11 protein-coding genes are annotated in these 15,950 nt (G+C 38.8%); all 11 read right to left on the bottom strand.

Annotated features, from left to right (window positions below):
• Positions 1-25: 25 nt before the first annotated feature.
• The gene (locus F3D3_RS17370) at positions 26-1,741 is read right to left on the bottom strand and encodes an ABC transporter substrate-binding protein (RefSeq protein WP_069875726.1); all 1,716 of its coding nucleotides are present in this window, start codon (positions 1,739-1,741) and stop codon (positions 26-28) included.
• Positions 1,738-2,739: an ABC transporter ATP-binding protein gene (locus F3D3_RS17365; protein ID WP_069875725.1), complete on the bottom strand. Its 1,002-nt coding sequence runs from the start codon at positions 2,737-2,739 to the stop codon at positions 1,738-1,740. Before F3D3_RS17365 ends, F3D3_RS17370 begins: the two co-directional genes overlap by 4 nt.
• Positions 2,724-3,719, bottom strand: coding sequence for an ABC transporter ATP-binding protein (locus F3D3_RS17360; RefSeq protein ID WP_069875724.1), 996 nt, complete (start codon positions 3,717-3,719; stop codon positions 2,724-2,726). The genes F3D3_RS17365 and F3D3_RS17360 overlap by 16 nt, the downstream gene beginning before the upstream one ends.
• Before the next feature lie 10 nt (positions 3,720-3,729).
• Entirely contained in the window at positions 3,730-4,602 is an 873-nt protein-coding gene (opp4C, locus tag F3D3_RS17355) for an oligopeptide ABC transporter permease (RefSeq protein ID WP_069875723.1), read from the bottom strand.
• 34 nt (positions 4,603-4,636) lie between these two features.
• Positions 4,637-5,599, bottom strand: coding sequence for an ABC transporter permease (locus tag F3D3_RS17350; protein ID WP_069875722.1), 963 nt, complete (start codon positions 5,597-5,599; stop codon positions 4,637-4,639).
• Between the two features lie 38 nt (positions 5,600-5,637).
• Entirely contained in the window at positions 5,638-7,359 is a 1,722-nt protein-coding gene (locus F3D3_RS17345; RefSeq protein ID WP_069875721.1) for an ABC transporter substrate-binding protein, read from the bottom strand.
• 39 nt (positions 7,360-7,398) lie between these two features.
• Positions 7,399-8,133 (bottom strand): gamma-glutamyl-gamma-aminobutyrate hydrolase family protein, encoded by a 735-nt coding sequence (locus F3D3_RS17340; RefSeq protein WP_069875720.1) that lies wholly within the window; start codon positions 8,131-8,133, stop codon positions 7,399-7,401.
• Between the two features lie 219 nt (positions 8,134-8,352).
• Positions 8,353-10,392, bottom strand: a complete 2,040-nt coding sequence (locus F3D3_RS17335) for a sigma-54-dependent Fis family transcriptional regulator (protein ID WP_069875719.1) — start codon at positions 10,390-10,392, stop codon at positions 8,353-8,355.
• Positions 10,393-10,510: 118 nt separating this feature from the next.
• Positions 10,511-11,485 carry a diguanylate cyclase gene (locus F3D3_RS17330; RefSeq protein ID WP_069875718.1) on the bottom strand — a complete coding sequence of 325 codons (975 nt, stop codon included), beginning with the start codon at positions 11,483-11,485 and terminating at the stop codon, positions 10,511-10,513.
• The gene (locus F3D3_RS17325; protein ID WP_207645398.1) at positions 11,479-12,348 is read right to left on the bottom strand and encodes a protein-glutamate O-methyltransferase CheR; all 870 of its coding nucleotides are present in this window, start codon (positions 12,346-12,348) and stop codon (positions 11,479-11,481) included. The genes F3D3_RS17330 and F3D3_RS17325 overlap by 7 nt, the downstream gene beginning before the upstream one ends.
• Complete coding sequence (locus F3D3_RS17320; protein ID WP_255364404.1) at positions 12,345-15,941, bottom strand: response regulator; 3,597 nt, start codon at positions 15,939-15,941, stop codon at positions 12,345-12,347. Before F3D3_RS17320 ends, F3D3_RS17325 begins: the two co-directional genes overlap by 4 nt.
• Positions 15,942-15,950: the final 9 nt, after the last annotated feature.

Raw genomic sequence — 15,950 nt, 5'->3', positions numbered from 1 at the left:
ATAGTTCGAGTATTAAAAACCACTATTATTGTTCCAGATACCAGTCTTCAATACCATAATAATTGTTGCCTGGGAAACAATTGACGCCCATTAATTTGCCATTAATCGCTCTGCCTTCATACCAGAAGAAGAGATAAACCATCGGTAAATCTTCATTGATGATCTGAGCTGCCTTTTGATAAACAGGTTTACGATCTTCTACTTCCATGAGCTTTTGACCTTCTTCAAGGAGCTGATCTACCTCAGCATTTGAATATTGACGTATATTGAGCCCATTTGGAGGTATTTCTTTTGAGTGATAGAATCTAATAACATCTGGATCGCCAGTACTTGCACCTTCTGCCATTAGATAGAGCTCATAATCACCTTGTTTAACCATTTCATAAAGCGTGCTGAACTCCATAATTTGAAGGTCAATAGTGATACCAATGTCTTTTAAATTTTGCTGAATGATCACAGCCGCTTGTTCTCTTGCTTTATTCCCAGTTGGATATTTTAAAACCCATTTAACAGGTTTGTCATTATAGCTCATTACATTTGACGCTTTGTCGTATTTGAATCCGGATTCTTCAAGAAGTGAAATGGCTTTTTGCTGATCGAGCTCATATAGATTTATATTCTCTGGATATGCCCAGAAATCTTCTCTATAAGGGCCTGCAGCCACCATGCCATAACCATTTAAGATGCCGTCTACCATACTTTGTCGATCAATCGCATACGCAAGTGCTTGTCGCACTTTTTTGTCTTTAAAGATATCTATCGAATTGTTGATGCCCATAAACTGGTTGCTGTTCATTGGTACCATCTGAACGACTACGCCACTTTCTTCATAAAGCGACAAATCATCTGGATTCATTTGTGAAATCATCATCATATCGATCTCACCATTGAGCATTTGCGCTTGAGCCGTTTCTTGATTTGTCACCTGAATAATAATACTATCCAAATTGGGTTTATGGTTCCAATACGTCTCATTTGCCGCCAATTCCACATATTGATCTGGTACAAAAGTTTTCATTTTAAAAGGCCCTGTACCTACAGGATTTCTTAAAAGCTCTGTTGCTTCAAGCGCTTTTTTCACCTCTACATTCTCCCAAATGTGTTTAGCCAACATGTTAGTCGTTCCAAATTTTTGAAGTGATGCACCAAATACCTCTGTCATTGTCAAACTAATCGTGTATGGATCAATGACATTAATGCCCGATATGTGATCGACCTCGCCCTTTTTATAAGCATCTGCACCAACAATCCAAGCAATATGAGAACCAGAAGTTCCTGGATAATCTGGATGCCCTAAAAATTCAAGCGTAAATTTGACATCCTCCGCTGTGAAATCAACGCCATCATGCCATTTAACATCTTCTCTTAATTTAAAAGTCAATGTTTGATTGTCCTCTGAAATGGTATAAGACTCTGCTAAAACAGGTTCTAATTCCAAGCTCGGATTGAGTCGCATTAGCCCTTCAAACATCAGTGAATACACATAAAAATCATATGAATCCGATGTCAATCCTGGTGCAAAAACACCAGAAGGCGCGTTCCAATAAGCAATTTTAACCGTTCCCCCTTGTGGTATAGAAGTTGGTGCCGCAGCTGGCGTATTTTGAGTTGTACTTTCAGCCACACTTTCCCCAGCGACGACTTTTGGAGCTTCATTCGCTTTACTATCGGATCCGCAACCACTTAAAAGCGTCGTCAATAGCATTACCATTACTAAAAAAACAGATGTAAATTTTTTCATAATTCCCCTCCTGATCCAACAAGGTGACAACTCACCAAGTGATCTTTCTCGATTTCTTTTAATTCTGGAATTTCCCGATTACAGATTTCTTTTGCATAAGCACATCTTGAATAAAATTTGCACCCCTCAAAATGACTTGATGGGCTTGGCACATCCCCCTTGAGTATAATGCGCTCACGCACTTCTCTCGGATGCGTCTTTGGCACCGCCGATAGTAGGCTCTTGGTGTAAGGGTGTAGCGGATTTGAAAACAACTGCTCGCTTGTGCCCTGTTCGACGATATTCCCCAGATACATGACACCAATTCGATCGCAAAAGTATTTAACGATCCCAAGATCATGGGATATAAAGAGATAAGTCAATCCCAATTTCTTTTTGAGTTCCTGCATAAGGAGTAATACTTGTGATTGTATCGAAACGTCCAGCGCTGCAATCGGCTCATCCGCCACTATAAACTTAGGATTTAAAGCAAGTGCTCTCGCTATGCCAATCCGCTGTCTTTGACCCCCACTAAACTCATGTGGATATTTATTGACATTTGATCCTCTGAGACCACAGAGTTCAAGGAGTTCCATTGACTTCTTTATCGCTTCTTTCTTTTTGGCCATCTTGTGTTTGACAATGCCTTCTGAAACGATTTCACCCACAGTCATCCTAGGGTCCAAACTTGCATATGGGTCCTGAAAAATCATCTGAATGTCGCGCCTTAAAGCTTGCATATCCTTTGTGCTCACTGCAATTTTATTTTCAACATCATAAATGACTTTGCCCTCAAACGTTACCGATCCCGCTGTTGGCTCGATTAAATTGATCAGCGTTCTCCCCGTGGTGGACTTGCCACATCCAGATTCGCCTACCAATCCAAAAATTTCACCTTTTTTGATATCGATACTGACACCATCAACCGCTTTAACATGTCCGACAGTTCGAGAGAATATACCATCGTGAATTGGAAAATGCTTTTTGATGCCTTTCGCTCTTATTAAATATTCTGACATTGTTCCTCCTCCGAATAGTATTGCCAACATCGCACTTTGTGATTAGGACTAATTGCTTTAAGCTCTGGTTTTTTCTCTTTACAGATGTCCTTGGATAGAGCACATCTGGGCGCAAACGCACACCCTTTTGGCATGTCAAACGGACTTGGCACCATTCCTGGGATACAGATCGGACTTTCTCCACGCTTGATGCGTTCAGGTCTTGAACATAGTAGCGCGAGGGTATAAGGATGAAGCGGCTCATCAAACAAAGTTTCACAATCCGTTTCCTCCATGACTTTCCCTGCATACATCACCAGTACATTGTCTGCCATTTCAGCAATAACACCTAAATCATGTGTAATGAACAGAATAGACGTCTGAAATTCTGATTTCAAATCCTTCATAAGCTCTAAAACTTGCGCCTGAACCGTAACATCGAGCGCCGTCGTCGGTTCATCTGCAATGAGTAGCTTCGGATTGCAACTGAGTGCCATGGCAATCATCACCCTCTGACGCATCCCACCGCTGAGCTGATGCGGATACTCATCTACGACTTTTTCAGGTCTCGGAAGACCCACCCTTTTTAAAAGTTCTATACAAATCGGTTTACACTCCGACCTTTTAAGATGTTGATGTGTTTCTAGTATTTCAGCAATCTGAAAACCAATTTTGAAGACAGGATTAAGTGCCGTCATGGGCTCTTGAAAGATCATTGCAATCCGATTGCCTCGAATCATTTGCATTTCTGGTTCAGAAAGCTTTAAAAGATCTTGTCCTTCAAAAAGGATTTTGCCCGAACTGATAAAGCCATTTGGTTTTGGCACCAATCCCATGATTGAAAGAGAGGTTATGCTCTTACCACAACCTGATTCTCCTACAATCCCAAGGACCTTGCCGCCTTCTATTTTAAAATCCACCCCGTCCACAGCATTGAAAGAGCCTTCCGAGGTTTTAAATCCCGTTACTAAATTTTCTACTACTAAAGTTGTATTTTGCATTGTACACCACCTATTGCTTTAATTTTGGATCAAGTGCATCTCTTAGACCATCTCCTAAAAAGTTAATGGAGAGAATCATAAAAAACACCAAGCATCCAGGTGGAATCCATAACCACCAGTGTAGCCTTAAAGATCTCATACTCTGAGCAGCTGCAAGCATGTTGCCCCAACTCGGCGTCGGCGGTTTTACACCCAACCCCAAGAAACTCAGACCTGCTTCTGATAAAATACCACGTGCAATCCCAAGTGTGGCATAGACGATGATCGGTGCCATAATGTTCGGGATGATATGCTTGATGATGATATCCTTTGAATTTAACCCTAGGGCACGAGCGGCTTCAATAAACTCTCTTTCCTTTATGGACAAGACTTCTGCACGCACAATTCTGGCAATCCCTGTCCAGCCCAGTATGCCCGATATGATCATGACGTTCCATATACTTGGGCCTAAAATCGCCGCAACGACAATGGCAATTAAAAAGAACGGAAAACACATAAAGACATCTACAATTCTCATGATGATATTGTCTATATAACCGCCATGATAACCGCCTGTAGTCCCTAAAGTCACACCGATTAATACCGCTATACTTGTGGAAACAAGTCCTACACTCAGTGAAATCCTACCCCCATATAAAAGCCTTGTAAAAGTATCTCTTCCCAATTCATCTGTCCCCAGCCAATGCTCTGCTGAAGGCTTTTGATAACTGTTTAAAGTATCGATGGCATCTCGGTCATAGCGTGTGATAAGTGGTGCAAAGACAGAGATGATTACGACAATACACAGCAGTGTAAAGCCGATCATTGCCAATCGATTTTTCTTTAACCGTTTAAATCCAATTTGCCAAGGCGATTGACTCTTTACGCTATTCTCTAAACTCATGATTTTAACTCCTCTACTAATATCCGTATTATGCCTAGTTGTATTTAATTCTAGGATCTGCCACTGCATATAGAATATCTGCCAAGAGATTGGCAAACAGCACACAAATCGACAGCAGCATTGTACTTGCAATAACCAAAGGATAATCCCGATTGAGAATGGACTGATAAATCAGAGTGCCCATTCCAGGCCATGAAAATACCGTTTCTGTCAAGATCGCACCTGACAAGATGAAGCCTAATGATGAACTGAGTAAGGTGATTACAGGAATTAAAGCATTTCTAAGTGCATGTCTGTAAATCACCAGTCTTTCGCTCAGTCCTTTAGCTCTAGCTGTTCGAATATAATCTTGCTTGAAAACCTCTAAAACGGATGATCTGGAATATCTCATAAAAGAAGCCATTTGAAGTAAAGACAATACAATCACGGGCAGCATCATATGGTGCATCACATCTAAAACCAGCCGAATACCTGTGTATCCAGAACCAATGGTTTGCATGCCTGATATCGGGAAAAGCTTCAGATCAAATGCTAAAAACTTAATCATCAATAATGCGAAGAAAAAGGCTGGCAGAGACATCCCAATAAAGGCAAATATCGTGGCAATATAGTCAAACTTCGAATATTGCTTCGTGGCTGAAATAACACCTAAAGGCACTGCAATCACAACACTTAGGGTGAGGGACAACACAGATAATAGAAGTGTATTGCCAATCCTTCTGCCGATGATATTCACAACAGGTTCTTGATATCTAATAGAAAAGCCCAAGTCTCCCGTCAAGGCTCTGGAAATCCACTTGGTATATTTTACAGGTAAAGAGTCGTAATAACCAATATTCCGGAGCATATTTTCAATTTCTTCTGTTGGCGTATTCGGATCAATCATAGCAGAATACGGATCACCAGGTGCCATGTGTATCAAAGAAAAAATGATAATGGAAACCCCTATGAGCACTGGTATCATCAACAAAAGCCTTCTAATAATATATTTATACATTTAAAAACCTCACAATGCTAATTATTATTGTCATCCTGTTACTCTTCAAAATACCACTTTTCTGTTTGATAATTGATACCAAGCATACTGTTTGGCGTTAATTGAACATTTTTAAGTTTACTATTCATCGCCATACCTTGATGCCAGTGATAAAGATAAACTATCGGCAACTCTTCATTTAAAATTTTAGCAATTTCAACGTAGATTGGTTTTCTCTCATCAGTACTCAAAAGTCTGAGACCCTGCTCTGAGAGTTCATCCACTCTGCTGTTTGAAAATCTGCTGTAATTAGTGCCATTTGGCGGTGTAAACGCGCTGTTGTATTGCGATTTCATATCACCAGCAACACCGTTTTTATGCGCCGCAATATAGAGTTCGAAATCGCCACTTTTCATATCTGCAAGCATTGTGCTGTATTCTGAAATTTGCAAATCTATTTGAACACCAACCTCTTTGAGTGCTTGTTGTATAAAAGGGGCTATGCTCTCAACTTGTTTATTTCCGGAATAATATTTAAGAGATAATTTAACGGGTTTGCCGTCTTTATACATTTGCTTTTCATCTGCCTTATACTGCCAGCCTGCTTCTTCAAGCAATTCAATCGCCTTCTGAGGATTATAAGTGTACGCATTTAAACCGTCTTCTGGATTCGCCCAAAAATCAGGTTTATAGGGTACATTTGCCACCGTGCCGTAGCCATATAAAATATCTCTGACAATAGCTTCTCTATCTATCGCATACGCAAATGCTTGTCTAACCCTTTTGTCCTTTAAGAGCTCATTGCTATTATTAACCCCTAAGTTCATCGCCGCATCAAAAGAGATCGTGTCAACAAAGACGCCTGCACTCTTATAGTAATCCAAATCATCTGGATTCATTTGTTTAACAGCAAGCATCTCTACTTCATTATTTATAATTTGAGTTTGTGCTGTTTCAGGATTGGCCACTTGAACGATATATTTGTCCACATGTGGTCTACCGTTCCAATAAAGATCGTTTGCCACCATTTCAACATATTGATCTGGAACAAATTTCGAAATTTTAAAAGGGCCTGTCCCCACAGGATTTCTTAGAAGTTCTGTTTGCTCTAACGCCTGTTTAACGGGAACACTTTCCCAAATGTGTTTTGGCGTAATGAGGATACTGGTACAGATTTTTTCCGTCATCGTTGCATCTACTTCTTTTGTCGTTATACTCACTGTATTTGGATCAATGACCTCAATACCACTCACGTGATCTGCTTTGCCTTCAAAGTATTCGTCATATCCAGAAATCGCCTTTGCAACAGCACTATAGGGACCTGCATAATCTGGATGGCATATGAATTCAAATGTGAATTTCACATCCTCAGCTGTGAAGGGTTCACCATCGTGCCATTTCACATTCTCTCTCAATTTAAATGTCAACGTTCTTTTGTCTTCAGATACCGAAAAACTTTCAGCAAGACAAGCTTCAAGCTCGTTGGTCATACTTTTTCTAAGCAACCCTTCAAACATGACTTCCATTTCGTACACATCGAAGCTGTTGCTTTGTAGCACAGGGTTAAAAAGCCCCGGTGCCGTTCCAAATGCAGCATATCTGACGACGCCACCTTCCTTTATAGCAGATTCAGGTGTACTCTCAACCGCAGCTGGTGCTTCTGCAGCTGGTGCTTCTGGTGTCACTACTTGTGCCTCTTTAGGATCCGTTGTACCCGTACACCCCATCATCACAACTGCCATGATTAAAAATAGCATTCCCATTGTCCATATTCTTTTCATAATTGTTACCCCCCATTTCATTTTATTTGATTAAAGCCTTTAGACTTTAATGTTGACTATCGCCTTTTGAATAAAGTACTCAAAGATCTTAAACTGATGATCTTCATCCTTTGTCATAGATTCTGGATGCCACTGAACTGCCAGTTTATAATTGCCGTGTTCAGATTCAATCGCTTCTATGATTTCATCACTGGCTTTAGCGGTTACCTTAAACCCCGATGCCAGCGTTTTTATACATTGATGATGGAAGCTATTGACCATTAACGCCTCTCCATAGATCGCCGTTAGGCTAGATCCTTCTGTCATCTTAATTTGGTGTGCTCTTGCACCTCGCCTAGAATCCTGCCAATGCTTTAAGGTCCCTGAATCGATATAAGATAAATCTTGATATAAGGTCCCCCCAAAAGCAACGTTTATAATTTGCAGACCTCTACAAATTCCAAAAATAGCCTTATTATACTGTTCTGCATATTCGATTGCATCTAAATGAAATTGATCCAGTTCTGGCTCAATATACCCCAATTTCGCCAAAGGTTCTTCACTGAAATACTGCGGGCTCACATCGACACCACCTGTTATGAGTATCCCGTCCGTCTGCATAATCAATTTCTTGATGAGCGCTTTCTCTTTCAAAAAAGGAATAATCAACGGAATCCCCCCTGCCAGTTCAATTGCAGTCACATACTCTTGATTCACAAACGCACGCTCTTGTCCTGGAAACTTGCCATCTTTCTGTAATAAAATATTTGCCAATACACCAATCACTGGTTTCATAAAAGCATTTTCCTCCCACATATATGTTGTCATTTTAACGCTTCATACTCCTACCTGTAACAAATGCAATTATCGTACCAAATTTGACTTTTTAGTAATCTTTCTCAAAATTCTGATTTTTAACTTTGAACGCCTTTACTTTAGCCATTCAAAAAAAAATGAAGCACTCTTTGTAAAGAGCGCTTTCTCAATTTTATTAAAGTCGATCCAAACAATAGGTTAATTAGGTTGTCTCAATTCCTTTTTAACAACCCATTCCATAAAAATCTTCCCTTTTTCAGTAACAACAGATCCCTTTCTCCCCTTATAGGACATCACAAATTCAAATTGATTTAAGACATTTAAGATTCTTCTGATTTCACCTTCACTGATATCGCTGTAAATCTCTTTGAGCAAAGCTTCAAGACCTTGCCTGCCAATATTTCTCCCATGAACATTTTTGTTGAGTATGAGATCCATGAGATCATAGCATCTTTTTAAGCCTATCGTTTCCTTAATTTCTTGTACTTCAATTTTAAATTCATCCCCTTTATCCAAAAGGTAATAAGGTAAATCATTTAAATAGACATCTCTTTCATGGATGATCCCAATATACGCGGCCACGTTTTGAACTTCACGAATATTGCCTGGCCACGAGTAGCGCAATAAGAATTGTTTGACTTCATCGCTAAGTGCAATGTGCTTGCCCTTATCTATAAAGTGTTCCAGCAAGGGGAGAATATCAGCTTTGCGCTGACGCAAAGGTGGGATGTTCAGCGGCAAGACATTTATTCTGTAGTAAAGATCTTCTCTAAAGGTTCCCTTTTTCACCATATCATACAGATTTTTATTCGTGGCAACGATGACTCTGGTATTGATTTCAATCACACGTTGAGAACCAATTCTCATGACTTGGCGTTCCTGTAAGACTCTGAGTAATCTCGTCTGTAACGACAAAGGCATATCCCCTATTTCGTCGAGAAAAATCGAACCATTATTGGCGAGCTCAAACATCCCCGCCTTACCTTCCTTTAATGCACCTGTAAACGCCCCGCCTTCATAGCCGAACAACTCACTTTCTAGTAAATTCTCTGCAAAGGCTGCACAGTTTGCAGCAATAAAAGGGTGATATCCTCTGGAGGATTCATTGTGAATGGATTGTGCCAACAGCTCCTTTCCAGTGCCACTTTCCCCCGAAATAAATACAGTCAAGTCTGAATTGGCTATTTTTTTCGCCAGTTCAATACAGGATTTCATAACGCTTGAATCCGTTATAATTTCCTCAAAATTATAACGCGTAATAAAACCTTTGTTTCTCATTTTTTTTCTCAAGTTTTGTTCAAGCGTCTTGATATAAGTCACTTCCTGAAAATTATAATAATAACCATAATTTTCTCCAAGATACTTGGTCCGCGTCTTATTGATAATGACAAATTTATCTTTGTATTCAATGAGTTCTTCATTTAAGGTTTCTCGATTGAGAATTTCTAAAGTGTCTACATTGAATAGCGCATCTAAATGGACGCCGACAATATCCTGTTGAATATTAAATATTTTAAGCAATGTTTCATTAAAAACGAGAATGACGTCATCATTACTCGTGAGCATGATGCCCTCATTTGATAAATTGACGACCGTATCCAGTTGCTCATTTTTAATATACAGCTCTCTAATCTGACTTTTGATACCGCTTTCAAAGGTGATTATAGACTCCGTATAATCAATCAGTTTCTTTGTAATTTCTTTGTCTGTTATCTTAAGTTTATCTATAATTTGAATAAAAGAAGTCATATCAATATAACGATTTCCAATATCTATGATGTTCTGTATGTTTGCAGGCACCTTCCGAACTACATCTGGCGTGATCGCAATGTTAATATCCTCGTAAACCATGCCACTCTCATAAGGAATTAAATTTAAATGATCAATCCCAATCTGATATAAGAGTGTCACCGTTTCTAAAGTCGTTTCTACAGTATCATTTACCACAAGTACTTTGGTTTTAGGTGGAATTTTGAAAATAGGATAGAGCGCATCCTCTTTAACCGTTCGCCTTAAAACAATGATGGCTTTATTATCTTTCAAGTATTTCTGAGCCTTGACCGCTCTCTCCTCAGTCATCACCAGCACAACATCTTCTTCTATATAAACATCGTCTGTTAGCAGATTCAGATAATAAAAATGGATGTCGACTTGATTTTCAAAAACTATTTTCAAGTTATTTCTGAGAAAAGTTTCAAGTCCAGTTTTGAGATCAATTATGACAGCGATACTTTTCATCCTACGTGCCTCCATTCGCAAAAACTACGTTTTAATCATTATACACGATTCTTATAAAAATTTCTGCAGCAATTGCGCACATGGGGCTTCCTTCGCTCTAATTTATATGTAAAATCAATCAAATACAATATTGATTTCGGCCTCTTCTCTTTGCCTTGTACATTTTCTGATCTGCTAAATCAATTAGAGCTTGACTTGTCATCTCTCTTGTTGGGGTCAAACTTGCTATGCCGACACTTAAAGTAACACACCTTCGACCACTATCAAAAGCATGTTCAATATTAAGGGCCATCACATTTTCTAAAATGCGTTTGGCGACGATTTCTGCACCCTTGGTACCTACATTGGGCATCAGTATCAAGAACTCATCACCACCATACCTGCCCACAATGTCTTCTGGCCTAAAAATCGATTTTTGGATCGCCCTTGCCACTTCTTTGATCACTTCGTCTCCCATAAGGTGTCCGTAATTATCATTGTAGCTCTTGAATTCATCTATATCCAGCATCATAATTGAAAAGGGGAGTCCATATCTAAGGCAATTATGCCAATGCATGTTTATAAATTTATCAAGGCCTCTGCGATTGTATATATGCGCTAGGCCATCTTCCATACTCAGGCTTTCCAAGCTATCCTTTTCTTGTTGAACTTTCAGGAGTTCATTTAACTGTTCCTCAAGTTCGACCACTTGCTTTTCAATGATTTTTCGCTGTAAATAGAGTTCTTTGAAAATTTTGGATTTACTCCTTAAAACGATTGGATCAATAGGTTTCGATAAATAATCCACCGCACCCACTTCATAACCTTTAAAAATTGATTTCTGTTCTTTGCTGCTGGCAGTTACAAATATGATAGGGATATGTTTCGTTTTTTCGATACTTCTTAATATTTCAGCCACTTCAAATCCATCCATATTTGGCATCTGCACATCCATAAATATAACGGCAAACTCATGCTCGCTACATAATGAAAGCGCTTCCTCACCGGACATGGCTTTTATAATATTGAGTTCTGGATCGGTGAGAACGCTTTCCATTACCAAATGATTTTCTTTTAAATCATCCACTATCAATATTTTCACTTGATCTAACATGATTTTTCTCCATTTCCCATAATGATTTGACCATGATGACGATACACCTTAAACGCTTCACTAACCGTTTCAAAATGGTTTTCCACAGCACTATGTGCCAAAGTTTCCTTAGAGCCTAAAAAAAGATAGCCACCCTTTAACAAGCTATTCACAAACAAATGATTCACTTTATTTTGTAACGATTTCTCAAAATAGATTAGAACATTTCTACACATGATCAAATTCATTTCTCCAAAAGAGCCATCTGTCACTAAATTGTGTTCTGCAAACACAATATGCCGTTTCAAATCTGAGTCCAAAATCGCATGTTTATATTTTGCAATATAGTAATCCGAAAAGGAATAAATCCCACCCGATAAATTGTAATTATGAGTATACGTTTTGATTGATTCCAAATCGTATATACCAGCCTTCGCTTTTGACAATACACAGCGGTTAAAATCAGTGGCATAAATCTGACATCGGTCATAGAGGCCCGCTTCTTTAAGAATAATGGCCATGGAATAAGCCTCTTCACCCGAAGAACATCCTGCATGCCATATTTTGATTTGAGGATAGCTTTCCAAAACAGGCACAATTTCATTTCTAAGATACTTAAAAAACGCTGGGTCTCTAAACATTTCTGTCACGGTAATTGAAAAGTCCGATAAAATTTCTTCGAACAAGGATTCATCTTTAATGACTCTGTGTGCCAGCTCCATAATATTATTGCAATCGCTTTTAACCAATCTGTTTTGAATACGTCTTTTGATATGGTCCCTTGAGTATTCACTAAAATTATAGCCGTATTTTAATTTGATGGCCTCAATAAAAACAGCTGTTTCAATATCTTCATCATTTTTAAGCTGAACTTCAGTCATCATGAGAGCCACACTTTAATCATTGACAATAGCTTTTGTGTATCCACAGGTTTTATTAAATAATCGTTTGCACCTGCATCAATACACTTATCCCGATCTTCAATCATGGCTTTAGCTGTCAATGCAATAATAGGGATATTTTGTCCTTTTGAGGACTCTCTAATGCACCTCATCGCATCAAAACCATCCATTTTAGGCATCATGATGTCCATGAGAATCAAATCAATTTCGTTTTCTTCAAATTTTTCAACCGCTTCCACGCCATCTTTTGCCACCATCACTTGTACGCCACTTCGTTCTAACAGCTGACTTAATGCAAACACATTTCGATTATCATCATCTGCTAGTAAAATGCGTACGCCCAGCAACGCCTTTTTATCATCGCCTACGAAAACTTGTGGTGACATTCTAGACCTCTCATTTTTGTTAATATCAAACAAGAACAAAGAGACTTCATCCACCAAACGCTCTCTGGATCTTTGGCTTTTTAAAATAAGCGTTTCTGCATATCGATTGATACCATCAATTTCATCTAAATCTATTGCCTCATCCGTGTAGATAATCACGGGGATTTGAATCGAACTGGAATCTCTTAAAGTGCTCATAAAGTCAACGCCACTGATATCAGATAGCTTGATATCTAAAATAAGACAACCAAACGTCTGTGATTCCAGTTCAACGAGAGCTTCTTTCCCTGTCAAAACTTTTTTTATCCTGAACTGCCCAAGCTGTGCGAATTTTTCGAAATCCTCATCGCCACAATTGCCGACGACTAATATTTGATTCATCCCTTTCATATCAACACTTTCAAGTTTGGATAAAGTTTTATAAATAGACTTTATATCTACGGGTTTCTTTAAAAAACCAACGATACTTCTAGGCATTTCGCCAAAAGAGTTCAAGCCACTGATGACTTCAGCACCAGATATAATATGGATCGGAATATGCTCAGTCACCTTGTCTTCTGAAAGCATCTTTGCCAGTGCCATGCCATCCATATCTGGCAGTTCTATATCTGCAACAATTGCAACGGGTTGCCATGCCTGAGCGCGTTTAAGACCCCTCTTGCCACTCTGCACGCTACTTACTGTATACCCTTTTTCTTCAGCTAAATCCGAAATGATTTGTGTAAAGGTGGGATCATCTTCAATAATCAACAACCGCTTTTCGTTTTCAGTTTTATTTTCTTTCCGCTTTTCAGTTTTATTTTCAGGTTTTTCAATTTGTTCTCCTATTATTTCAGTTTCACTTGATGCACGCTCCTTTTCCAATCCCTCAAGCGTTGACTTCTTTTCAATAGGCATCTTCGGCATAACCAGTAAAAATTGACTGCCGATGTGCTCCTCGCTCTCATGAAGGACATAGCCCCCTAAAAGATGTGCTATTTCTAAAGAAATGGTGAGCCCAAGTCCAGTACCTCCGTATTCTCTACTCGTAGTGCCATCTGATTGCCTAAACGCTTCAAACACGGCCTCCATTTTATCTTCAGGAATGCCAATGCCTGTGTCGCTAACCTCAAAGACAATATAATCTGACTCTAAAATCATGAGTTTGTCTGCTTCTTCTGGTTTCAAATTTCTAATTTGAACGCCAACATGACCTTCTGACGTAAATTTAATGGCGTTTGAAACTAAGTTTCTAATAATCTGATTCAATCTCAATCCATCAGATTCAATATATTCAGGCAATTCAGAGTCAATAGTGAATCTCAAATCTAACGCTTTTAACTCCGCCATGGGGTCAAATAATTTTTTGTTATTCGCTATAATGCCCTCTAAATATACTTTTTCTTTTTGAATATTTAATTTTCCAGCCTCAATTTTAGACAAATCCAACACATCATTGATCAATGTCAATAAATCTTCACCTGCTGAATAAATCGTACTGGCGAACTCTGTTTCTTTTTCTGATAAAGGGGTATTTTCTGGTTTGTCTCTTAAAAGTTGTGACAAAACCAAGATGCTGTTCAGAGGCGTTCTCAACTCATGAGACATATTCGCTAAAAATTCAGACTTGTATTTATTAGTCACTTCTAAAGCATCTGCTTTTTTCACAAGCTCTTCTTGTGCCATGGCCAAAGCTTTATTTTTTTCATTTAAGCGCTTTTTCTGCTCTTCTAATTGCCTTGCATGGATTTCAAGTTCTTCATTTGTGACTCGAAGCTCTTCTTGTTGTATCTGAAGTTTTTCTTCTGATGCTTTCAGTGTCCTAGACTGCGCTTCAAGTACTTCATAATTTCGTGTCAATTCCTCTGATTTTTGGATAACTTCCTGCTTTTGAACTTCTAGTAGTGCATTTATATCTCTTGCATCATCCAGCAAAAGGTGTATTTTTTCCCTTTGAGTGGTCGAATAGATTCTAATAGCAATCATTTCAGCCGCAAACTTGAGATACTCTCTCTTTGAGTTATCATAAGCTTCAAATGAAGCCAATTCAAAAACACCATAGAGTTGATTTTCAAAAATAAGAGGCATCCCAATAACATTGAGTGGCTCTATGCTGATCATGCCTGTGTTGATTAAACCTTCACTTAGAGTCCTATTTTCTATCAAAATAGCCTTCTTATCAAGAGCCACCTGTCCAATTAAGCCCTCCCCAAGTTCAACTTTTTTCATCAACTTTTGTTTTTCATTAAAAGCATAGGCAGCGGTCAAATGAAGCGCTTCTTGTGCATCATCATGCAAATACAAAACACCATTACCAGATGCCGTAAAAGTGGCGAGCGCAGATATAGATTCCCGAGAAAGCATCTCTAAACTCAACTCTCCAGAAATTGCATTTGATAATTCACTCAAGCCAATCCTCATATTAAACTGCGTCTCCAACTGACCTATCAAAGTGTTGTAATGTTTGGATACGTCTGCTATTTCGTCATCTCCAACCCATTCTACTTTTAAAAATTTATTGGCTTCCACACTATTCGCCATTGTTGATTTGAGCCTATTCAAAGAGCCCAAAATATTTTTGATGATCTGTATCATGAACCCCAAAAGTAAAACGACCAAAAGGGTCCCTATTACAATGATATCATTCCATGCTTTTTTCTCAATTTCAGCGGCCTGCTTATTCATCCCTTCAGCTTTGTTCTTTGCATAAACTTGAATGTCATTCAGTTGTTTTTGAAGATCCTGCTGCCCACTTTGCAAACTGTTAATAAAATCAATTTTAGCCGTTTCATGTTGATTAAAATCGTAGATATGATGCATTACATCTGCCCTGCTATTGTGCCATCTTTCTATGTTATTTGACGTTTCCTTGGCGAGAACCTGACCCTCTATGCCGAGAATCAAACTTTGTATCGTCAACATTTTTGTATTCAATTCGTTCTCGTAATCCGCAATCTTTTCTTCATATTCACGTTGCTTTGAAGGCGCCATTTCTATAAGGGCCTCCTGATAAATTATAAGAATCTCTGTAAGAAGGCGTTTAGAATCCCCTGCTAAATTAGATACCACCAGAGGATGCTCTTTTATTTGATTGACTAAATCGCCCACTTTTCTGGTCGTGTTTAGCGCGTAAATCGAAATGCATAAAATCGAAATTATCGTAAATGCCATCACCATATAGAGTCGTGTCCTAATTTTATATCTGCTCATAAGCCTCAT

The organism is Fusibacter sp. 3D3 (assembly GCF_001748365.1).
In the GTDB taxonomy this organism is placed as follows: domain Bacteria; phylum Bacillota; class Clostridia; order Peptostreptococcales; family Acidaminobacteraceae; genus Fusibacter_A.
This window is presented reverse-complemented; position numbering and strand designations above follow the sequence as displayed.